The 22,731-nt window shown below is 29.0% G+C and carries 18 protein-coding genes; 2 read left to right on the top strand and 16 right to left on the bottom strand.

The genetic code is table 11. The features are described 5' to 3' along the window. Positions 1-42: 42 nt before the first annotated feature. The 12 genes from pcrA to ACWW38_RS13065 all read right to left on the bottom strand — a co-directional run bounded on the left by pcrA (position 43) and on the right by ACWW38_RS13065 (position 14,130). Positions 43-2,319 (bottom strand): DNA helicase PcrA, encoded by a 2,277-nt coding sequence (pcrA, locus tag ACWW38_RS13120; protein WP_456257994.1) that lies wholly within the window; start codon positions 2,317-2,319, stop codon positions 43-45. A gap of 30 nt (positions 2,320-2,349) precedes the next feature. Further along, positions 2,350-2,649, bottom strand: coding sequence for a YerC/YecD family TrpR-related protein (locus ACWW38_RS13115; RefSeq protein ID WP_456257993.1), 300 nt, complete (start codon positions 2,647-2,649; stop codon positions 2,350-2,352). Positions 2,650-2,865: 216 nt separating this feature from the next. Next, positions 2,866-3,981 carry an alpha/beta fold hydrolase gene (locus ACWW38_RS13110; protein WP_456257992.1) on the bottom strand — a complete coding sequence of 372 codons (1,116 nt, stop codon included), beginning with the start codon at positions 3,979-3,981 and terminating at the stop codon, positions 2,866-2,868. Between the two features lie 493 nt (positions 3,982-4,474). Further along, positions 4,475-5,191 carry a pseudouridine synthase gene (locus ACWW38_RS13105; protein ID WP_456257991.1) on the bottom strand — a complete coding sequence of 239 codons (717 nt, stop codon included), beginning with the start codon at positions 5,189-5,191 and terminating at the stop codon, positions 4,475-4,477. A 94-nt stretch (positions 5,192-5,285) separates the two neighbouring features. After that, the gene (locus ACWW38_RS13100; protein ID WP_456257990.1) at positions 5,286-5,777 is read right to left on the bottom strand and encodes a hypothetical protein; all 492 of its coding nucleotides are present in this window, start codon (positions 5,775-5,777) and stop codon (positions 5,286-5,288) included. Further along, on the bottom strand, positions 5,765-7,285 hold the full coding sequence (locus tag ACWW38_RS13095) for a TrkH family potassium uptake protein (RefSeq protein WP_456257989.1): 1,521 nt from the start codon (positions 7,283-7,285) through the stop codon (positions 5,765-5,767). The genes ACWW38_RS13100 and ACWW38_RS13095 overlap by 13 nt, the downstream gene beginning before the upstream one ends. A 142-nt stretch (positions 7,286-7,427) precedes the next feature. Next, complete coding sequence (locus ACWW38_RS13090; RefSeq protein WP_456257988.1) at positions 7,428-8,078, bottom strand: potassium channel family protein; 651 nt, start codon at positions 8,076-8,078, stop codon at positions 7,428-7,430. Continuing rightward, entirely contained in the window at positions 8,075-8,722 is a 648-nt protein-coding gene (locus ACWW38_RS13085; RefSeq protein WP_456257987.1) for a potassium channel family protein, read from the bottom strand. Before ACWW38_RS13085 ends, ACWW38_RS13090 begins: the two co-directional genes overlap by 4 nt. A 35-nt stretch (positions 8,723-8,757) precedes the next feature. Next, positions 8,758-9,291 carry a hypothetical protein gene (locus ACWW38_RS13080; protein ID WP_456257986.1) on the bottom strand — a complete coding sequence of 178 codons (534 nt, stop codon included), beginning with the start codon at positions 9,289-9,291 and terminating at the stop codon, positions 8,758-8,760. Between the two features lie 19 nt (positions 9,292-9,310). Next, positions 9,311-9,904, bottom strand: a complete 594-nt coding sequence (locus tag ACWW38_RS13075; RefSeq protein ID WP_456257985.1) for a response regulator — start codon at positions 9,902-9,904, stop codon at positions 9,311-9,313. A gap of 22 nt (positions 9,905-9,926) precedes the next feature. Beyond that, positions 9,927-11,759, bottom strand: coding sequence for an ATP-binding protein (locus ACWW38_RS13070; RefSeq protein ID WP_456257984.1), 1,833 nt, complete (start codon positions 11,757-11,759; stop codon positions 9,927-9,929). A 277-nt stretch (positions 11,760-12,036) separates the two neighbouring features. Then, a complete protein-coding gene (locus ACWW38_RS13065; RefSeq protein ID WP_456257983.1) occupies positions 12,037-14,130 on the bottom strand; it encodes a triple tyrosine motif-containing protein in 2,094 nt (697 codons plus the stop codon). Between the two features lie 215 nt (positions 14,131-14,345). Here ACWW38_RS13065 and pulA point away from each other — a divergent pair, with 215 nt between their 5' ends. Further along, complete coding sequence (pulA, locus tag ACWW38_RS13060; protein WP_456257982.1) at positions 14,346-16,493, top strand: type I pullulanase; 2,148 nt, start codon at positions 14,346-14,348, stop codon at positions 16,491-16,493. Positions 16,494-16,536: 43 nt separating this feature from the next. Here pulA and ACWW38_RS13055 read toward each other — a convergent pair whose 3' ends face one another. Together ACWW38_RS13055 and ACWW38_RS13050 are read right to left on the bottom strand one after the other, a co-directional pair. Beyond that, complete coding sequence (locus ACWW38_RS13055) at positions 16,537-17,193, bottom strand: phosphatase PAP2 family protein (RefSeq protein ID WP_456257981.1); 657 nt, start codon at positions 17,191-17,193, stop codon at positions 16,537-16,539. 35 nt (positions 17,194-17,228) lie between these two features. Next, the gene (locus ACWW38_RS13050) at positions 17,229-17,672 is read right to left on the bottom strand and encodes a YaiI/YqxD family protein (protein ID WP_456257980.1); all 444 of its coding nucleotides are present in this window, start codon (positions 17,670-17,672) and stop codon (positions 17,229-17,231) included. 212 nt (positions 17,673-17,884) lie between these two features. Between ACWW38_RS13050 and ACWW38_RS13045 the strand changes: the two genes are divergently transcribed. Next, positions 17,885-20,200 carry a YcdB/YcdC domain-containing protein gene (locus tag ACWW38_RS13045; RefSeq protein WP_456257979.1) on the top strand — a complete coding sequence of 772 codons (2,316 nt, stop codon included), beginning with the start codon at positions 17,885-17,887 and terminating at the stop codon, positions 20,198-20,200. Between the two features lie 48 nt (positions 20,201-20,248). On the opposite strand, the gene ACWW38_RS13040 is transcribed toward ACWW38_RS13045, so the two are convergent. Continuing rightward, positions 20,249-21,595, bottom strand: coding sequence for a glucose-6-phosphate isomerase (locus ACWW38_RS13040; RefSeq protein WP_456257978.1), 1,347 nt, complete (start codon positions 21,593-21,595; stop codon positions 20,249-20,251). 172 nt (positions 21,596-21,767) lie between these two features. After that, entirely contained in the window at positions 21,768-22,607 is an 840-nt protein-coding gene (locus tag ACWW38_RS13035; protein ID WP_456257977.1) for a metallophosphoesterase, read from the bottom strand. Between the last annotated feature and the right edge of the window lie 124 nt (positions 22,608-22,731).

The raw sequence follows: 22,731 nt of genomic DNA, 5'->3' as shown, positions 1-22,731 counted from the left end.
TTCGAATACTTTTAATATCTCTCTAAAATATTGCATTATATATTAGATTAACTTTAAAGGTGCCATATTAAACATGAGCTGCTTAATTCCCATATTATCAAAAGCAATAGTGACTTTTATATCATTGTCAGTTTTTGAAACACTTACTATAGTGCCTACTCCAAATTTATCATGCTTAACTTTTCTTCCCGCACTTACTTCATTTATATCAACTTTTTCTTTATCGTTTAAAGATTCTTTTACTGAAGTATTATAGCTCTGGCTGCTTAAAATAGAGTTTATAGCTTTTTCTGCCTTTCTAATACCAAAGCTAGATATTCCATGGGAGCTTGTGCTACTATTCCCATACATGGAACTGTTACTTGATGAGAAATTTCCAGCCATTTTTCTCTCACTTACAACTTCTTTGAGATTTGGAGCTATTTCATTTATAAATTCTGATTCTGCATAACTTACAGTTCTTCCAAAGACCCTTCTAGTGCTTGCAGAGGTCATATATAACTTTTCTTTAGCCCTTGTTATACCCACATAACAGAGTCTACGGGACTCCTCCATTTCAGCAAAGTTCTCTAAAGATTGAACTCCTGGGAAAATACCATTTTCCATACCAGCCATAAACACTACTGGGAATTCTAGTCCTTTCGCACTATGCATTGTCATCATAACAATAGTATCAGTATCTCCATCATAATTATCTATATCTGACACAAGTGTAATTTTTTCTAAAAATGCAGATAGAGACTTGTCCTCTGACATATTCTCAAATTCTACCGCTGCTGATACCAATTCTTTTATATTTTCAATCCTACTAATATCCTCTATCTCCTTAGAGTCTTTAAGTTCTTTTAAGTATCCAGTACTTTCTAATATTTCTTCTATTAAAGTAGAAACACTAACCTTGTCTTTTGTTCTGTTAAAACTATTTATAAGACTTGTAAACTTATTAATAGATGAAATAGTTCTTTTTGAAAGTCCAGGTATATTCTCTATATCTAATAAGACACTGTACATGCATTCATCCATATAATTTGCGTATTCTTGTATTTTTGCCACAGTAGTTGCTCCTATAGCTCTCTTAGGAACATTTATTATTCTTTTTAAACTAATGTCATCTTGAAGATTATTAATAAATTTCAAGTAGGCTGTTATATCCTTTATTTCTTTTCTATCGTAGAATTTTAATCCACCAATAATTCTATATGGAATATCTCTTCTCATTAAAATATCTTCAAATATTCTTGACTGAGCATTTGTTCTGTAAAGAATAGCGAAATCTTTAAATTTTCTATTTTCACTTTCTATAAGTCTTTTTATTTCATTAGCTACAAAGTTCCCCTCATCCATATCAGAGTAAGCTCTATAAATTTTTATCTTTTCTCCCTCTGGATTTTGAGTTCTAAGAACTTTATTTTTTCTTTGAGCATTATTTTTTATAACTGTGTTTGCTGCATTTAATATATTTGCTTTAGATCTATAATTCTCTTCTAATTTTATAACCTTTGTCTGAGGGTAATCCTTCTCAAAGTCTAGGATATTTTTAATATCTGCCCCTCTCCATTGGTAAATGCACTGGTCATCATCACCTACTACGAATATGTTCTTATGGGCTTCTGCTAGCATCTTAACTAACTGATATTGAGCCTTATTGGTATCTTGATATTCATCTACCATTATGTATTTAAACTTATTTTGATAGAACTCTAGAACCTCTGGATTTTTCTTAAAAAGTTCTACTGTTTTATAGATCAAGTCATCAAAATCTAAAGCATTGTTGTTCTTAAGTTTCTTTTGATATAAAAGATAAGCATCAGCTATTTTATTCTTTCTAAAATCTTTTTCATTTATCTTTTTATATTCCTCTGGTGAAACTAAGTTATCCTTCTGCTTTCCTATCTTACTTATTATCTCTTTATCATCTATATCTTTATCGTTTATATTTAATTCCTGCATGCACTGTTTAATTAAAGTCTTTTGGTCTGAACTATCGTATATTGCAAAGTTTTTACTATATCCAAGCTTATCTATCTCACGCCTTAATATTCTTACACAGCATGAATGAAATGTAGAAACCCACATACTTTCTATATCTACTGTAATTAATTTCTTGATTCTTTCCTTCATCTCACCTGCTGCTTTATTTGTAAATGTTATAGCTAGTATATTATAATGAGGAATTCCAAGATCCTGTATCATGTGAGCTATTCTATAAGTTAATACTCTTGTTTTTCCTGAGCCAGCACCTGCTAGTACAAGCAAAGGTCCCTCTATTGTTGTAGCTGCATCATACTGTTCTTTGTTAAGTAAAGATTTTAAGTCCATCAAACCCCTCCTTTAAACCTTTTCTATCTATTATTCCCACTTTATTCTATCTAATACAATATTGTATCCATCACTTCCATAATTTAAGCATCTATTTACTCTGCTTATAGTAGCAGTACTTGCCCCTGTTTTACCAGCTATTTCGCTGTAGGTTTTCTTTTGTTTAAGCATCTTTGCCACTTGCAATCTTTGCTCAACTGCTTTTAATTCATTAATGGTAAATATATCTTCAAAAAATTTATAACATTCTTCCCTAGTTTTTAATGATAAAATAGCTTCACATAAATAATCCATTTCTGGATTTTCTAATTTAGACTTATAATCAGACACAAAATCACTCCTATTCATCTATATACAATAATTTAGTTAACTAAAGTTAATAGTCATATATAAATTTTAACATTTAAAAATTCTTTTCTCCATATGAATTTACACATCCTTATATTTTAATACTTTATGCCTTCTTATTCAACAATATAAAACCTACAATATTTTATAAAATTTAACAACTTTTGATTGGAAAATAAGTAAAGGCTAGGAAAATCCCTAACCTCTAGGTTTAAAACTATTTATAAATTCGCTTATTTCTTTATTTAAAACTTTTCCTTCTTTTACACACCCTAAATGACCCCAACTTGATTTGATAGTTAAAGCTTTAGCCTGATTAGGCTCTTTAGAGTTTAATATATCTGCAAGTTCATAAGCATGCTCTGGTGGGAATTCAGAATCCGTATCTATATTCATGATTAATACAGGACATTTGATTCTCCTAACTCCATCTTCATAACTCTCAGCATCTCTTCCTAGGTCATAAGTGTTAATAGCATCTAAAACACTTATATAACAATTAAGATCCCTTCCATAAATTTGAGCTTCTACTCCTTCTTTTACATAATTCTTGCAGTTATTATTTCTAATTTTCTGAGCTTCCTTTCCTTCTGGAACAGTATCCCAGCAAACTTCTTTTATGATTTTATGACTAGTATAATATATTCTTGCAATTTCATTAATTACCTTTAAAGAATACTTAGGTTTTCCTATTTCATACCATCCATCATTAAATTCCGGATCTGACTTAGCTATATCTATAATAAAATTATGCATTGCCATACCGCCTGGAGTCATTCTTCCCGCTGTTGCTACTGCAACTACAGAGCCTACAAATTCCGGATAAAGTGCAGCCATTTGAAGACTTTGGAGAGATCCCATGGATGGTCCAGCCATCATAAATAATTTGTCTACATCTATTTCTTCTAAAAAAGCCTTATTGAACTTTACTATATCTATTAATGTTATTTCTGGGAAATCAGGTCCATAGTATTTTCCAGTGTCAATATTTAGAGTTAGTGGACTAGTAGTTCCACCTTTATTGCCTAGGCAATAACAAGTACATCCTAAGCAGCTAGCAGAAATAACTCTGTATTTATTTGTATCTATAGCTTTACCTTCTCCTATAATATCATTCCACCAGCCTGGCAACAAATCATGTTCTGAATATTTTCCAGCTGCATGTTGGTCTGATAGTCCTCCATGGGCAATAAATATAACCGGCCCATCTTCTCTTCCGTACCCTTCATAGGATATAATAGGTTCCTTTATTACATATCCACTTTCTGTTATAAAAGGCTTAGAAAGTTTTTTAAACTTTTTCTCTACTATCATATAGACATACCCCCTATAATATGTAGTTGTAAGTATATACCTATATATTAGTCTATATGGGTATTATTATCAAACCTTGCTTAAATGCAAAATTGCTTAGCTTGACTCCTTCACATTAAATGATTTAGTATTACATTAATTAAAATATTGATTTTTTTAGTGCATTAATTATCATTTAATGCAACATTTTAGTCATTGCTATGTAGAAGCTGATAATTTTATAATAATTTATTTTTGAATAGTAAAAAAACACTATCACCGGTGATAGTGTTTTTAGTAATTATATAGGGCAAGACAAGTCCTGGGGCGGGACTGCCTTGAATAAAAAGGGGGCTATTCATTCTTTTTATTTTCCCTTACACAAGCTATTATATTAAATAAACAAATAAAACGCAAGAGAATTTGCAAAATTAATTGTAAATAAAGTGTTATAATAACCTATATCCTTCATAATTTGTTAATATGAAAAGTTTTATTTACAAGTTAAATGAATTTATATTTTCTTTAAAATCTCTATCTCTTCCTGTGACAATTCTCTATATTGCCCTTCTTCTAATTCCTCATCTAAAGCTATTTCTCCCATACTTATTCTTTTTAAATAGACTACCTTTTTATCTCTTGCTTCAAACATTCTTTTTACCTGATGAAATTTTCCCTCTTGAATAGTTACATACACCTCTGATCCATCTTCATTAGCTGAAATTACTTTTAAATTTGCAGGTAAGCATTTATATCCATCATCTAATGTTATGCCTTTTTCAAATGCATCCATATCTTTTTCATCTACTGTTTTGTCGATTTCAGCATAATACAATTTATCCACATGCCACTTTGGAGAAGTAAGTCTATGGTTCAGTTCTCCATCATTTGTTATCAGTAATAAGCCTTCAGTATCCTTATCTAATCTGCCAACAGGGAAAGGATTAAAAGCTGCATGTTCAGGCTCCAACAAGTCTATTACAGTCTCATCATAATTATCAAAAGTAGCTGAAACTACCCCTGCAGGTTTGTTCATCATAATGTAAATATATTTTCTGTAGTTAATTTCCTCTCCCCATACTTTTATTTTCACCTTTTCTGGGTCTACCTTCATATCACTATTTTTAGCTGTATTACCATCCACCTCTACTTCTCCATTTTTAACAAGAGACTTTATTTCTTTTCGTGATCCATATCCTAAGTTAGACAAGACCTTATCTAATCTTTCCATTTAAATTCACTCCTCGTTTAGTATATAACACTAAACTATTTTATCAGACTTAGTATTAACTTTCATATACAATTTAAAACTTAAAATGGAAAACTTAAATTTTTTTTAGCTTTTTATAACTTAAACCACCAAAGACTATAGTGATTCCTGCTAAAATTATAGTTATATATAATTTACTTTTATCTATATATCTATCTATTTTATATCCTTTTTCTTTAATTGACATACTCTTTACATGAACATCTATATCTCCGTCGTGCTCATCACAACTACCATTAACAACACCTTCTACTTCTAGAATATCTCCCTTATGATGATAATCTCCATAGGTCAATATTTTAGAAGCTTCTTCTTTTTTCATCCATAGACCTATAGCATTACTTCCATCATTTATATTTATCCAAATATATTTTCCTCTATTCATACCTTCCCCTATAGCTTCACCTTCAATTTTTATTGTGCTTCCATTTAAACTTTTAGAGTTTTCTATAATATCATTTATTTTTATGTCTTCTCCTTTACTTATCGAAATTAAAAATAAACTAAATATTAAGGAGAATATACTTATTTTCATTATCTTTTCCATAATCTTTTAACCCCTCCAAGTATAAATCCCATTAAGGCAAAAGCTGATATAAACTCTAGTCTTCCTAGGTACATTCCAATTATATACATTATTTTCATTACAACTGGCATGGATGGAGAAGTAACCCCTATAGTAAGTCCTACGTTACCAGTTACAGATGCAGCTTCAAAAGCGGAATTTGCGAAAGAATAGTTATAATAAAGCCCTATTCCTGTTTCTAATGTGAATAATATTATATAACATACAATTATTATTAAAGAGCTCTTTACTACATTATCAGTAAGAATCTCATCCTTCATATAATGAAACTTAGAGATACTAACCTTTCTTTCAGAACCTAAAAGTCTTTTTATTTCAGCTACAACACCTTTAGCTACAATACCTACTCTAAGTCCCTTAATTCCTCCTGCTGTGGAACAAGCTGATCCTCCAATCATCATAGCTATAACCATTATAAAGACTCCAAAGCCTCCCCAGTCTTCAGCAAACTGCTTTACATATACATTAGCAAACCCTGTTGTAGTATGAGCTGATATTACATTATAAAAAACTCTTCTAAATACTGCTATTCCTCCAGTATATATTTCCAATTTTTTCAATCCTATTGCTGCAAAAAATGTTGTTAGAAACACTGTAATGAAAAAGCTTTTAGTCTCTATATTTTTAAATATCTCTTTCTTATTTCCCTGCCATATGGCATAATGAAGCCCAAAGTTAAATGAACCAATAGTAAAAAATATAATTGTAATTATTTCATAAGAAATACTATGATAATATATAATACCTTGAGACATAGGAGAAAATCCTCCAGTACTCCATGAAGACATATATATGAACAAACCATGTAAGAATGCATTGGCTGGTTTTAATCCTATAAACATTCCATCAATCCAGAATACTAAGGTACCAACAGCTAAATATATCATACTAATTATCCATATAATTTTAGCTGTTCCTTTAACATTAGGCACTAATCCTACATCTTTTCCTTCTCCCACATACATGCTATAAGATCCAACTGTATTTTTTACAATAAAAGATAAGGCTAGTACTACCATTCCTTGTCCACCTACAAAAGTCAATATATGCCTCCACATATTAAGTCCTACAGATGCGTGATCCAAATCCTGTACCATAGCTAATCCTGTAGTTGTAAATCCACTCATTACATCAAAGCAAGCATCAATGAAGGATAAATAATTGCCGCTTAATCTATATGGAATTGCACATAAAATCATTAAAATAACCCATGAAGCAGCTGCAATAATAAGACCATGCTTCCATTCAACCTTATGCTCATTTACCTTATCTCTTCCAAACATAATCAGAATCAATGCTATATTAAAAGAAATGCAGCTGTTTATTATGAAATTGAGTACTACATCCCACTCTTTAAAAAACATAGATGTAATCATAGGTATTAACATTAATAATGATACTGATAAAATTACATATCCTATATAATAACTAATTATTTTTGAATCTATATATTTTTTCTTTGTTCTCATTTTTCTTACCTCATAACTATAGATACTGTACTAAACACTAAAAGCATAAATACTGTAACTGAAACTACTTCTATTGCAATTCCATCAAATACTTTTTTCTTGTTTAACATTTTATTCCTCCAGGATTTATTTTAGTTTTATTCTAGATACTATTCTCCAGATCTAATCTTTTCTCCATATCTACTGCAACTAATACTCTATCTTCTTCTCTTATCTCAATGCTTCCCTTAGGAAATATAAGCTTATCATTTCTAAAAATAGAAACTATAATGCATCCTTCTGGAATTGATATATTACTTATAAGTTTATTTCTCCATTTGCTGTCTTGTCTTATAATTGTTTCTACCAGGATCATTTCTCCTCTATCTAAGGTTTGTACAACTCTAATCTTACTGTTATTTAGTTCACTTTCTATTAAATTAGAAATAACTTCTGTACTACAAACAGTTTTATCTATTCCTAAAGCTTTGAATAAAGCTCTATTTTTAGGATTATTTATTCTTGCTATAGTATTTATACCAGGAAAATTTATATTAATTATTTGGCATATTATAAAGTTCCCTTCATCTTTTCCTGTAACTGTAGCAACAATTTCAGCTTTCTCTATCCCAGCATCCTTTAAAACATCTATGTCTGTTCCATCTCCACATATTATATCTATTTCCATTTCCTCTGCTATCTTATTACACAAATCTAAATTTTTTTCTATCAAAGTAAGATTATATCCTTTATCTTTTAATGTTTTTAAAAGATAGTATCCTACCTTACCTCCCCCTATTACAATTGCCTTCATATTAATGCATCTCCTCTTGATAAAGTTTCTATAAACTTTTCCTTATTTTCATTCTTTATAGTACAAAGTATCTTGTCCCATTTTTGAAGAATTTCTTCTCCAGTAACTATCCTAGTAACTCCATTTCTTGTTAAAGATGATATAATGCAATCAAAGTTTTTCTGAAGAGAGCTTATACTTGTTATTTTAACTCTATTTACGGTAACCTCAATTATTGATATATCGTCACTTAAATTAGCTATTTCTCTTCTGCTGGATATTTTCCCCTTTATACTTTCAACTGATAAAGAAATAGGGCTTATAGTCTCTATTCCTAGCGCCTTGTAAATTGCCTTTATACTTAGATTAGATACCCTTGCAATTACTCTCTTTACACCAAAAATTTCTTTAGAAATTCTTGATGCAATAATATTTATATTGTCATCTGGAGTTAACGCTAAAAATACATCTGCTTTATCTATTCCAGCTTCAAGCAAAATATCGTTATCATATTCAATCCCTCTAATCTTTTCTCCATCAAAACTTCTAAGTTCATCTAAGTTTTCATTATTTTTATCTATTATAACTACTTCGCTGCCCCTTTTACTGAATTCCATAGCTATACTACGACCTAGTCTTCCAGCTCCTACAATTACTATATACAATTTAGCTCTCTCCCTACTTTAATTATTTAAAAGCATTATATACACTTTTTTTCAAATGAATTTATATTCTCTTCCATATCAACTTCAAATGTTTTTATTATATTAAACAATCTTTTATTATCTACATAATATTTTCCTATATATTCCTCATGATTTTTTTGAAATTCATGTATATGTGCAGCTCTCATATATTCTCTTTCGAAGCTGCAATCTAATGTTATTATTTTTCCAAAGAAATCTACTTTAACATAGAACCAAGGAATTATTTTGCATTCTCTAGCTATTAAGTGCCTTGTGTTATCTTCTACATGAGCATACATTAGTTTAGCTTTAAATCCAGATTCTTTTAAAATAGTGTATAGCAATATATTTTTGTCTAAATTATTACCTCTGCCCTCCATTAAAGTTTCTGATGCTTCCTGCGTTGGGCAGTATGGGTCATAATAAATAGAATTTTTTATTATTTTAAAAATCATGTTTATTTTGTTTATACCGTAAGCCCCATCATTGAAATTATTTAAATAATTTGTAACAACTGTGTGCTCACCATCGCATAGTTCTTTAAACATATCTTTCCACCTTCTTATATTAAATTAATTCTTTAAATCCAAATGTCTTCGCTGTAGAATAAAATTTATTAGCATCGTTTTTTAAATTCTTACCTTCGTATACTCTGCCAATAAGATAATAAGTTTCTCCTTTTGTAGGTTCTATTTCTAGGGCCTTTTTTAGTGCCTTCAAAGCTTTTTCAAAATCACCTTTTTCAAGTAGCTCTTTACCAGATGTTATATACATGTTTAAATCACGTTTTTCTTTTTCCTCTACACTTTCATAAATCTCTTTTAGTAAGTTTTTAACTCTTTCTGCTGTAAATGGCTTTTGTAAATATGTGACTGCTCCAAGCTTTGTACAATCTACAGCATTCTTTACAGTAGGAAATGCCGTCATTATCACTACTAAAATATCAATATTTAGTTCCTTAACTTTCTTCAAAAGTTCAGTACCGCTTATACCTGGCATCTTTACGTCTATAAATGCAAGATCTATATCTTCCTGTTTTATTATATTTAAAGCTTCTTCAGCATTTTTAGCATTAAATACAATATAACCTTCCACTTCTAAACAAGTAGTCAACAAAGTTCTAATATTTTTTGTATCATCTACAACTATAACTTTTTTCATTTTAAACCTTCCTTTCTATGGCCTAATGGATCACTGGAATAGTAAATATAAACTTACTTCCTACTCCTAATTCACTTTCACACCATACTTCTCCCCCATGTACTTCTACTATTTGTTTAACTATAGCAAGTCCTAGACCTGTTCCATCATTATCAATCTCTTGATTATTCACTTGAATAAACTTTTCAAAAACTTTATCTAAATACCTTTTATCTATGCCAATTCCAGTATCCTCAACTGATGTGTGTATTTTATTGTTTTTCTGATAGCATTCTACAAATATACTTCCACCATCGTTTGTAAACTTTATTGCATTAGAAATCAGATTACTCACTACCCATGTAAGCTTTTCATTATCCCCCATTACTTTTTCTAAATTATTATCTAATTTAGAATGCAATTTTATATTTTTGCTTTGTGCTGATGCTTCAAAGCTTTTAACTGACCTTTCTATAACTTCTGACATAGAACAAGGTTCCATATCAAAAATTGACTTATCATACTCAATCTTTGATATTTTTAATAAATTATTTACTAGGTTTGATAGCTTTTCTACATCTTCTTTTATAGTATTCATGATTTCAATTTGTTTTTCACTTAATTGCCCTATATCTTTATTAGCCATTAGATCCATTCCTATCATAATAGACGTAAGGGGGGTTTTAAATTCATGTGAAACTGATGAAACAAACTCTGATTTAATTTGTTCAACTTGCTTTAACGCAGTAACATCCTGCAGAAATATAACCAATCCATTATGTTTTGAATAATTATCTGCAATTTCTGTTATTATGACGTTAAAGTAGTATTCATTATTGTTTTTTACAAAGCTCAAAATCTTTTGTCCTTCCTTTTTTTCTCCATGGCATACATCCAAGATGTAGTCGTAAAGTTCTCCACTTCTTATAGCCTCAAGAAAGTGTCTTCCTATAACATTTTCTTCTTTGATATTGAAAAACTCCTCACACTTATCATTAAGAAGAATTATTTTGTAATTAGTATCTAGAACAATTAGTGGATCTGATATACTTTTTACTATGCTTAAGGATTTATTTTTTTCATTTAATAAATTTCCAAGGGTACTTTGTTCAAATTGTTGGAGTCTCTTCGTCATATGGTTAAATTCCTTAGCTAGATTACCTATTTCATCTTCAAAAATTATGGGAGCTTCTTGATTTAAATCTCCAGCTTTTACAAGTTTCACTGTTTCTGTAAGAAGATAAATAGGCTTTAAAAATTTATTTACATATATTCTTGATAAAAAGAAACTTGCACCAACCAAAAGTATGGATAAACTCAATACAAAATTACTGGATTCATTAGTATCATTAGTAATAATATCTTTACTTCTAAGCATGGCATTATCATTTATGCTGGATATACTTCTCAACTCTTCTCTCAATCCAGAGAATATTGGCATTATGCTGGAATTATAATATTTAAGTGAAGCTTCCGTATTACTATTACTTTTAATAATCTGGAGTTCAGAAAAGGCCTTTAAATAATTTACATATTGATTTTTTACCTTCTCAACATTCTTCATTTCTCCTTCTTCCGTAACATTATTCAATTGAACGTTAAACCATTTATAAAATTCATTACTACTCTTATAAAATTCATTTACATTATCTTTATTAGGATAATCAATATAACTTACAATTACATCATTTTGATGCTCTAAAACCTGAAGCATATTGTTGCATGCATTTATACTTTTGTAGTTGTCAGTCATGAGTCCATTCACTGAATTTCCAAGTGTGTATAAATTAAATAAAGAAATACCTCCTACAATTGCTATTATTAAAACAAGGCAGAGATAAATTAAAGTTATCTTGCCTTTTAAAGTCCTAATCACATTCTCATCTCCCTATATTTTAGGCTAGTAATAGTATAGTTTCATGGATATCTGAAATCAAAGTTATATACCCATGTTAAATGTTGAAAACTAGAATATTTCGTAAGATAATTAATCTCAATCAATCTAAATAGTATTCTATGGATAAGATAATTGATTTTATACGTTTATAAAAAACTTTATAAAAATTTTTTTGATTTTATAATCAAAAAATAAATAAAGTGGTACTTCAATGAAATACCACTTTAATATAATTACCCTTATCTAAACAAAACTTCTATTTTTTATAATTAAGTACTTTAATTTCTTCCTCAGTAAGTTTTATACTCATTAATATATCCTCATCGCTGCCTATCCATTTTTCCTTTACTTTAATTTCTATCATGCAATAGTCTTCGTAAGAATTTTTCTTATAATTGCTTTTAGATAATACAAGTAATTTATATTTTCCCTTCGTAAAAGGTATAAAAGTATAGTAATTCTTTTTACTATAGTTTTGAACTAAGTTCCATTCATCTCTTTCCATTAAATAAAATTCATAAACTACATCTTTTCCACCAAAACTCTCTGCCGTTACAGTTATAGGGTCATTACAAAAAAATTCAATTTTATCACATTTAAGTACCGTATTCATTATAGGTGGAGCATCATTAACAGCTAAATTAATCTCTTTAATACTGTCAAATTCTTTTTTACTCTGTTCATTTTTTGCATATACTTTTATGCAATACTTTCCGCTGCATTTAGGGGTAAGTATATATCTCTTACTCTTTACATAATCTGTTTCTTCAACCTTATGTCCATTAATATGAAGTACATATTTAAGAAGAGTGTGTGAAGTATCTCTGGTTATCACATCTATTACTATTTGATCATGAACAAGATAGTATTCTTTTGGTTCCATCAATATATAATCAATCTTAGCAGGAATATACTCTAGAACCTTTAAAGATACTACTGAGTAAGCATCAAATTCTTTTTCAGAATACTTATCTTTTACTCTAATTTCAAATTCATATTTTCCTTCTTCCTGTGGAATACAACTATAATAACTCTTTTCTTCGTAAGCTGTTTCTTCTATTTCCACACCATCTTTTCTAGCTATAAAACTATATAAAAGTTTAACTCCCCCTTCAGCTATAACTTTAATATTTATATCTTCTCCAATTAAGATATTTCCGTGTTTATTGGATATAACTTCATTAATAACTACAGGGTCTCTTAATATTTCATCTATCTTAAATTCCATTTCATTACAGGTTTCATATTCTTCTTTACAGGAAACATCTTTGACCCACAATTTAATTTTATAATTTCCCGGTTCTTTAGGTTCCCATGTAAATGAATTTGCTCTTATATATCCTGAATCCTCTTTTTTATCTCCATCCATATCAATTATGAATCTGTATCTAAGTTCTCTGCCTCCACTGACAATAGCCTTAAGATTTATGCTTTGATTTACAACCTGTGGTGAAGTTAATTCGCTTATAAAACTTTCTATTTCAATTGGTTTATATGGTTTAACTTCATAATATAATATTGCTCTATCGTCATATTCCTTTTGAGAATACATATCTTTTGCTAAACAAAGCAACTTATACTCTCCACTTTGAACCTCATTATAACTTACAATTTTCTTAGTTGAATAATCTTGTATACATTTAGTTTGTCCATCATCACTTAATTTTATAAACTTATATAGAGTAGTTCTATTGTCTTCACATTTTGCGTCTACTTCAAAAACAAGTTCCTCATCAACTAATATCAAGGAATTTAAGCATTTAAAATTTATTATTTCTAGCTTTTCTATATCTTCTACTTCAAGCTCTGCTTTAGCAGCATCCTCGAAAGCTTCTTCTGAGTCAAAAAACTTGCACTGTACTAAAACTTCTTGTTTCCCTGGTGAAGTAGCACTAAATATGAATATATTTTCAGTACAATAATCCTTTGCAAGTATCCACTTTTCGTCTTCTTTTATTAAATATCTAAACATAATAGGACTTTTTTTACTCTCTACTGTTACAGTTACTTTTTCTCCTACCTTAACTTTATCTTTATCTAAATAAACATCACTAATTATCTTTTGATTAAATTCTCCTATAGTAAATTGCTTTCTTGAAACATAATCAAAAGCCTTATTACTATCTTCACGCTTAGCTTGAACCATTAATATATAATTCCCATATTCCTTAGGCGTCCAAAGGACATTTTTTTCCTCCCCAAAATCCCTTAAAGTTTCCCATTTACCTTCTAATCCAACTATAAATTTATATAGTAACTTTTCATCAGGCTCATTTAGTATAGAAACATTTATTTTTGAATCCTTTTTTTGTGGAGATTCCATATTGCAATCAATAATAATTTCATTCACCTATCATCATCTCCTAGCCACAATATTCCTTTATTGTATATTGTATCATAATTCCATATTTTGTAAAAGTAATATTTTGAATTACTCCTTCATATAATATTACTTACTAATATACCTGGTGAAAATATGTTACTGTGGAATTTAAAACAAAATACATTCAAATCTATAACACTTTTTTAGCAAATCAGTATATTGATTACTCTAGGAGGGTATTTATGCACATTATACAAGCCCACGCAATAGGATTTAACAAAATTATTATAAGTTCAAATGATCCTAGTAATTTTAGCATAGGAAATATTTCTATAAAAAATGGAACTAATCCTTTGTCTATAAATAGCTATACAACAACCATTGAAAACTCATTCTTGATTTTTCTAGATAGAGAAATAAGCATAAAATTCTATTGCTTCATTATTTATGAGGGATTACAGATTAAAGTCAGCTATAAAAATTTATTTACTACTGAAGAATTTAATAACAAGTTTTATTATAATGGCAATTTAGGTTTGTCCTATAATAAAGAAAGTTCTACCTTTAAAGTATGGTCCCCTGCTGCCACATCTATTTTAGTTATGTTATATAAAAATGGTGATCCATCAACCTATGAAATTCCTCTAGAACTTATTATGAATGAAGAAGATAATGGCGTCTGGACTATCACTATAAATGAAGATTTAGATAATTATTTTTACACTTATAAAGTAACTGTGTATGATTCTATCAATGAAGTAGTAGATCCATATGCTAAAGCTGTAGGCATTAATGGTCTTCGTGGAGCAATAGTTGATATTAATATTCTTAATCCAAATGGATGGGAAGAAGACATTTCCCCTGCTCTTAATCACTATACAGATGCAATAATTTATGAAACTAGCATTAGAGACATATCTATGCACCCTAGCAGCGGATTAATCCATAGTGGAAAATATTTAAGTCTTACAGAAGAGGCTACTTTATATAATAAATCTATTACTACTGCACTCTCTCATATAAAAGAATTAGGGATAACTCACCTGCAAATAATGCCCTTTTATGATTTTAGTTATAAGAGTATAGATGAAAAAAACTCTACAAAATATAATTGGGGATATGATCCACAAAATTACAACGTTCCTGAAGGAAGTTTCTCGTTAAATCCTTATGATCCAAAATGCCGAATCTTAGAATTAAAAAAAATGATCCAATCTCTGCACTATAACAATATTTCTGTAAATATGGATGTAGTTTATAATCATGTATTTCATAAAAATGATAATAATTTTGAAAAATTATTTCCTGGATACTATTTTAGATTAAAAAATGATGGAAGCTTCGCCAATGGTAGTGGATGTGGTAATGATACTGCTTCCGAACATAAAATGATGAGAAAATTTATTGTAGATTCCGTTTGTTATTGGGCGAAGGAATACCATATAGACGGTTTTAGATTTGATCTTATGGGAATTCATGATATTTGTACGATGAATTCTATATATAAAAGTTTAAGTAAAATTAATAGAAAAATTATGATTTACGGAGAAGGCTGGAATTTAAATACACCTTTACCTCATAATATAAAGGCGATACAAAGCAATTCTTTCAAAATGCCTAATATAGGATTTTTTAATGATACAATAAGAGATTCCATTAGAGGGAATGTGTTTTCACTAAGTGATAAAGGTTTTGTAAGTGGTAAGGAGAACTTAGAAGATATAATGAAATTTTGTGTTATGGCGTGTACAATTTCTTCTAATAGATTTAAGGCAATCTATGCTTCTCCTGAACAATCAATAAATTATGTATCATGTCATGATAATAATACACTATGGGATAAATTGGAAATAAGTAATCCAAAAGATTCAATAGAAGATAAAAAGTACATGCAAAAATTCGCTAATGGAATAATTTTAACCAGTCAAGGAGTTCCATTCTTACACTCTGGAGTTGAGTTTTGCAGAACAAAGGAAGGAATTGAAAATAGTTTTTCTTCTCCTGATAGTATAAATAGTATTAACTATAGCAGAAAGGCTGACTTCATAGACATATTTAACTACTATAAAGGTTTAATTAAAATACGAAAAGAGCATCCAGCTTTTAGAATGTATTCAGCCGAACATATTAAAGAACATATAGAGTTTTTAGAAGAGATACCTAAAAATACTGTAGCATTTATATTAAAAAATAATGCTAATGGAGACTTATGGACTAACATATTGATTATATATAATGCAAATAAATTTTCTACAACTATAAACGTTCCATATAACAGATGGAATTTAGTTGCAAATAAATACTCAGCTGGAACTGATATAATCAGTACATTTGAATCTAATAAAATTACAGTAGACAGTTTATGCTTAAACATTTTTTATTGTAATTAATATTCTGCATATTAGGCTATGTTTTTCTTAACACATAGCCTTTTTAATTAGTAATTTTTCTGTCATACTCATGTTGACGAACCCTAGGAATGACATAGATAAAGAAATAAAGCACTATAGAAAGCCCTATTCCCGCCATAACATCAATTATAGAGTGTTGTTTAATAAATAGTGTGGAAGCACAAATAAGTATCATGATTATTGAGGATATTACTTTTATTATTCTTCTATCCTGAAATAATTCACTTTTACACACAACCGCATTTACGCCAATAGAATTTATCACATGTATGCTAGGACATACATTTGCTGGTGGATCTATAGAATATATAAATCCTACTAATGCAGAAAAAATACCTTTATCAGTTAATATAGGTCTAAGATTTTGACCACTTGGAAAAACTATGAAAGCTGCATAACTTACGCCCATACCCCAAAATATAAATTTTACAAGCTTTATAAAATCACTTTCAGACTTTAATCCAAAGTATACAAAGCCTATTCCTATATAGGCAAACCAAAACATATAAGGTATTATAAAAACACTTAAAAAAGGAATATAATCGTCATATTTACAATACATAATATATTTAGGACTTATAAACTTTTGGCATAAATAAAAAATTAACAGCAATGGCACAAATATAAGTAAATATAAGAAATGTCTATGTTCTTCTATAAATTTTTGTAAGACCTTCATTTTATTCACCTTCATTAAATATTTTAAACAGATTTTTACCTATGATTAGCATATTCTATAAGTTTTAATATATTCCTATATAATCTATCATTATCTTCCTCAGTTCTCTTTTTAGGCCCTGAAGTTTTCTTTCCCCCTCTTCTTGCTTTAGCTGATAAATGCCTCTCAAATAATAGTCTATCAATATTATTATTGTCATAAATGTAACCAGTTGGACTTATGGCATAACACCCTTTCCCAAGTACCATAGCAGCAACCCCGTAATCTTGTGTTATGATAATATCCCCGTTTTTAGCTTCATTTGCAATTTTCATATCTACACTTTGAAAACCGCTATCAACAATTTTTATCATGCTATAATCACTAGTTATAGCATGATTTATATCACTAAACATTATAACCTGTATATTATTTTCTTTTGCTGCTTTTTCTATAACATGTTTTCCTGGACAAGCATCTGCATCAACAACTATTCTCACTTAACATCCCTCCCGATAAATGCTTAACTGAACATAATAAAATTTTACCACAATAAAAATGTAAAATTTATTAAATTTAATTAAAATATGATAACTTATTTAATTTTTACATCGTATATAAAATAAATACACTCTAATGGAAAGTTTTAAATGAATGTAAAAATCAACATTCATTTAAAACAGAACCAATAATTAAAATTGGAGGTTAATATATGAATAAGAAAAAATTATTTTCAATTTTCCTAACCTGCTCAATAATCTGCTGTTCTATAATTCCTGCTTCTGCATTAGAAAGCACTATTCCAATTAATAAAACAATTTACTCTAATGAAAAAACATCCTTAAATGAGGAAAATAACGTTAAAATAACAAAAGAAGATGCTATTAAAACAAGTAAAAGCATACTTGAAAAAAATTTTGGAATATTAGTTAATGAAAAAGATTTTAAAGTCAACACTACTTTAGACACACTATCCTACCAAGAATCCAATACTGAGCAAAAAGTTTGGAATATACAATGGTATTCTCGAACTTTCAACTCAAATGTAGACATTTATGTATCCATAGATGCTTCTACCGGTAAATTAATTTATATGAATAAGAATGAGTATGGAAGCAATAGTCAGAGCTCCATCCCAACCATCTCTTTAGAAGAAGCACAGAAAATCGCCGAAGATATAGCAAAAAAAATTAATCCTAAGGAATTTAAAAGCTGTAAACTAAGTAGTGACAAATGGTTCGCTAATAGTGGAAATTCCTCTAACTATCAATTTAATTATATCAGAACTATAAATAATGCTTCTTACTCAAATAACAATATATATATAAATGTTGACGGTACAACAGGCAAAGTAACCTCCTACAATTGTAATTGGAACTATGATCTATCCATTCCTAGCAATGAAAATTATATCTCCTCCCAAAATGCACAAAATATATTTAATAATAATATAGATATGGTTCTAAAGTACAAGCTTTTTAAAAATAAATATGAATATCAAAATAAAGAAAATAAGAAAAATATAAAACTTGTATATGAACCTAAACTTAAAAATGGATCAGTAATTGATGCTAAGACTGGAAAGTTTATAAATAACGACTATTATAATAACATAGAAACTGCAAAATTAAACGAAAAAGAAACTGAAGATTTTTACAATAAGTATAAAAAATTAGATAATCTTAAAAATCCTCTTAAAGAGTCAGAAGCTTTAGATATAATTAAAAATATAGTTAATGATGCATACGGAAAAGGTTATTCTATTAATAATCTAAGATATGTTGAGGATGATAATAAAATTTGGTCAGCTCATTTTACTAAAAAGATAAACGACAAAATCAATCAGGAAGGTTCTATATCTATAAACGCTCTAAATGGACAAGTAATCCATATTAATAACTACTATCCTTATGATTACAATGAAAAATTCATTGCAAAATTCACCTGGAAGGAAGGTTATTATAAAGCTGTTAATTTAATAGGTAAATACTACAAAGATAAAGTTAAAGATATAAATCTTAGCTTAGTCCATGAAGAAGCTAGATATAATCCAAAGGATCGAGAACCTGAAATATTCTATAGATATACCTTCTCAAGAAAGGTTAACAATATACCTTATGAAGATAATAATATCTACATTGAATTTAATGCTAAAACTGGCGAAATATCTGGCATGCACTGTTATTGGGATGATAGCATATCATTTGTAAATCCTATCAAAAATATAGGAATTGACAAATCAAAAGAAGCATATTTCAGTAAATATAAGCCTTATTTAAACTATATGGTAAGAAATCTTAGTGAAAATGCTAATGAATATAAGCCTGGATTAAATCTAGTATATTCTCTTGATGAAAGCAACATTTTTGTTGATGCATTCAATAGCACAATATTAAACCGCTATGACGGGGAAGAAGTAAAATTTGATATATCTGCTTTTTTAGATGAAATTAAAGGAAGTAAAGCTGAAAAAGAAATAAAAATACTAGCATATAAAGGTTTGATAGATACTGATGGTTTTAAATTGAATTCTGATGTTAAAAATCTAGATTTAATTAAAACCCTAGTAGATGCATTAGGATATACTCCTTATATAGTCAATGATACGGCTGATCTAGAATCGAAAACAGAGTCTTCTAGTAATACTAATAAGGTTGCTCTTACTGATGAAGACTATATAAAAATGGCGAAATATTATGGAATACTTATAGATAATTTGGAAAACTTTAAAGTTGACGCTAAAGTTTCTAGAGAAGATATGTGTAAGTCTCTTATAAGATTTTTAGGCTACGATAAAATTGCTCAATGCAGTGATATATTTGTATTAAACTTTAAAGATGCTAAAGATGTATCTAAAGAGAATATAGGATATATTGCTCTAGCTAAAGGCTTGAACTTAATAAGCTTAGATAAAAACAACAATTTAAATCCAAAGAAAATAATAACTAATGAAGAACTTGCCTTAGGACTTTACAGAGCTTTACAGCTAAAACAAGTTAATTATATCGGTCACTATCCTATGAAATAAACTAAAAAATATGGTCTGTATAACTTACAGGCCATATTTTTTAGTTTATCATTTAAGTTTTTCTTCTATTTCAGCTTTCATTGCTTCATATCCAGGCTTTCCAAGAAGTGCAAACATATTTTTCTTATATGCTTCAACTCCTGGTTGATTAAATGGGTTTACCCCAAGTAAATAACCACTTATTCCACAAGCTTTTTCAAAAAAGTACACTAGATATCCAAAATAATGTGGAGTTAATTCAGGTATATTTATTATAATGTTAGGAACTCCTCCGTCATTGTGTGCAACTACTGTTCCTCTAAAAGCTTGATGATTAACATAGTCCATGTCTTTTCCAGCTAAAAAATTTAATCCATCAAGATTATCCTCATTTTTTTCTACAATAACAGATTTCCTTGGCTTTTCAACATTTAAATGAGTTTCTATTAAATTTCTTAATCCCTCTTGTATATACTGGCCCATGGAATGTAAGTCAGTTGAAAAATCTGCTGCTGCTGGGAATATACCCTTATTATCCTTTCCTTCACTTTCTCCAAAAAGTTGTTTCCACCATTCGCCAATATAGTGAAGAGAAGGTTCAAAGTTAACAATCATTTCAACAGTTTTTCCTTTATTATATAGTGCATTTCTTGCTGCTGCATATCTATAAGCCTGATTTTTACTTAAATCTGGAATACTATATTCCTCTCTAGCGGCTGCAGCTCCCTTCATCATTTCATCTATATCTATTCCAGCTGATGCTATTGGAAGTAGCCCTACTGCTGTTAGAACTGAAAATCTTCCTCCTACATCATCAGGTATTATAAAGGTCTCATATCCTTCTGCCTCAGCTAAAGTCCTTAGGGCACCTTTCGACTTATCAGTTGTAGCAAAAATTCTTTCTTTTGCACCTTCTTTTCCATATTTCTTTTCTAATAAATCTTTAAATATCCTAAATGCTATAGCAGGTTCTGTGGTTGTTCCTGATTTAGATATGACATTTACAGAAAAATCTACTTCTCCTAACATTTCAAGTAAATCCATCATATATGTGGAGCTTATATTGTTACCTACATAAAATATTTGTGGATATTTTCTTTTTTCTTTTGAAAGATTATTATGAAAAGTATGGCTTAACATTTCAATTGCTGCTCTTGCCCCTAAATACGATCCACCTATTCCTATAACTATTAGAGCATCTGAATTATTCTTGATTTTATCTGCACATTTTTTTATTCTTTCAAATTCCTCTTTATCATAATTTTTAGGCAAGTCTATCCACCCTAAAAAGTCATTCCCTGCCCCAGTCTTCTCATGTAGTAAATTATGTGCTGCTGTTACTAGTGGTTGAAGTTGCTCAACTTCATGATAATTTAAATAAGGCTTTGTTTTAGACAAATCTAATTTTATAGACATATACTAACCCTCCGATATTGTTAATTAGGATAGTATTTAATTCCAAGAAAATTTTAATGTATTTCTATCCCCAATTCAAGTTTTTATGAAATTTTCTTCTTCTACTTATCCTTAAAATATTCCTATACCCTATTTAATATTCCCATTTTAATATAATCAGTATACTTTTATTTTAATCTTTAATAAGCTGAACCACTATAATCTCTGGTCTATTAAAAACTCTAAGAGGTGCTAGACTATTTCCAAGTCCTCTACTGACGATCATAGTTGAATCTCCTTCTTCATATTTTCCAGAGGTGTATTTTGGAAAAAATCCTTGTTGTGGCGCTATAATCCCTCTTAAAAATGGCAGCCTTACCTGTCCTCCATGAGCATGCCCACTAAAAATTAAATCTATATTATTTCTTATATAAATTGAGAACTTTTCTGGCCTATGAGATAATAGTACTTTATATTTATCCTTAGAATGATTTTTTATTGCATCATTTATTCCATTTTGAACTATTTTATTTTCTTTCACATTGCTATTTGGTGAATTAGGATCATCTATGCCCCCAATGACAATTTGTCCTAATCCCTTTTTTAATACTATGCTTTCATTTCTTAATACTACAGCTCCATTTTCTATTAATTGCTGTTCTAATTCTTTAAGTCTTCCAGATCTCATTTCGTGATTTCCCGGGACATAATAAACCGGTGCTATTTTTCTAATACTATTTACAAGTTTGAGACTAGGCACTTCATCATATCTCCTGCTATCAATAATATCTCCTGTAATAACTATTAAATCTGGACTTATTTTAGCAACTCTTTCCACTAACTTTTCTTGATTTTTTCCAAAAGACTTGTTGTGTAGATCAGATAAATGCACAATTTTATAAGCATTAAATTCTCTTGGAATCTTTTTTGATGTAATCTTAATACTACTTACTTCAATAAGATTATTGCTAATATATACAAAAACAATTAAAAGAACTACTATTATGAATACTATAACTAATTTTTTCTCCATACTTTTGTTTCTCCAATTGCTATAAATTATATTCTTATTCTTTACTTTTTAATTTTTAATATTTATTCTTTATTATCTATTTCTAATTTTAACTTAATAATATCATATAAATAAAAGGCTATGT

The organism is Clostridium sp. JNZ J1-5 (genome assembly GCF_053901425.1).
Note: the sequence above shows the minus strand (reverse complement) of the source record. Positions and strands in the feature narration are given on the sequence as shown.

Bases quoted from the DNA above. Each gene is read 5' to 3' on its own strand.
- ACWW38_RS13055 (WP_456257981.1), bottom strand. From the start codon at position 17,193: ATGAAGGTCTTACAAAAATTTATAGAAGAACATAGACATTTCTTATAT.
- ACWW38_RS13100 (WP_456257990.1), bottom strand. From the start codon at position 5,777: ATGGAAAAGATAATGAAAATAAGTATATTCTCCTTAATATTTAGTTTA.
- ACWW38_RS13090 (WP_456257988.1), bottom strand. From the start codon at position 8,078: ATGAAGGCAATTGTAATAGGGGGAGGTAAGGTAGGATACTATCTTTTA.
- ACWW38_RS13095 (WP_456257989.1), bottom strand. From the start codon at position 7,285: ATGAGAACAAAGAAAAAATATATAGATTCAAAAATAATTAGTTATTAT.
- pcrA (WP_456257994.1), bottom strand. From the start codon at position 2,319: ATGGACTTAAAATCTTTACTTAACAAAGAACAGTATGATGCAGCTACA.
- ACWW38_RS13040 (WP_456257978.1), bottom strand. From the start codon at position 21,595: ATGTCTATAAAATTAGATTTGTCTAAAACAAAGCCTTATTTAAATTAT.
- ACWW38_RS13045 (WP_456257979.1), top strand. From the start codon at position 17,885: ATGAATAAGAAAAAATTATTTTCAATTTTCCTAACCTGCTCAATAATC.
- ACWW38_RS13035 (WP_456257977.1), bottom strand. From the start codon at position 22,607: ATGGAGAAAAAATTAGTTATAGTATTCATAATAGTAGTTCTTTTAATT.
- ACWW38_RS13075 (WP_456257985.1), bottom strand. From the start codon at position 9,904: ATGAAAAAAGTTATAGTTGTAGATGATACAAAAAATATTAGAACTTTG.
- ACWW38_RS13080 (WP_456257986.1), bottom strand. From the start codon at position 9,291: ATGTTTAAAGAACTATGCGATGGTGAGCACACAGTTGTTACAAATTAT.
- pulA (WP_456257982.1), top strand. From the start codon at position 14,346: ATGCACATTATACAAGCCCACGCAATAGGATTTAACAAAATTATTATA.
- ACWW38_RS13105 (WP_456257991.1), bottom strand. From the start codon at position 5,191: ATGGAAAGATTAGATAAGGTCTTGTCTAACTTAGGATATGGATCACGA.
- ACWW38_RS13110 (WP_456257992.1), bottom strand. From the start codon at position 3,981: ATGATAGTAGAGAAAAAGTTTAAAAAACTTTCTAAGCCTTTTATAACA.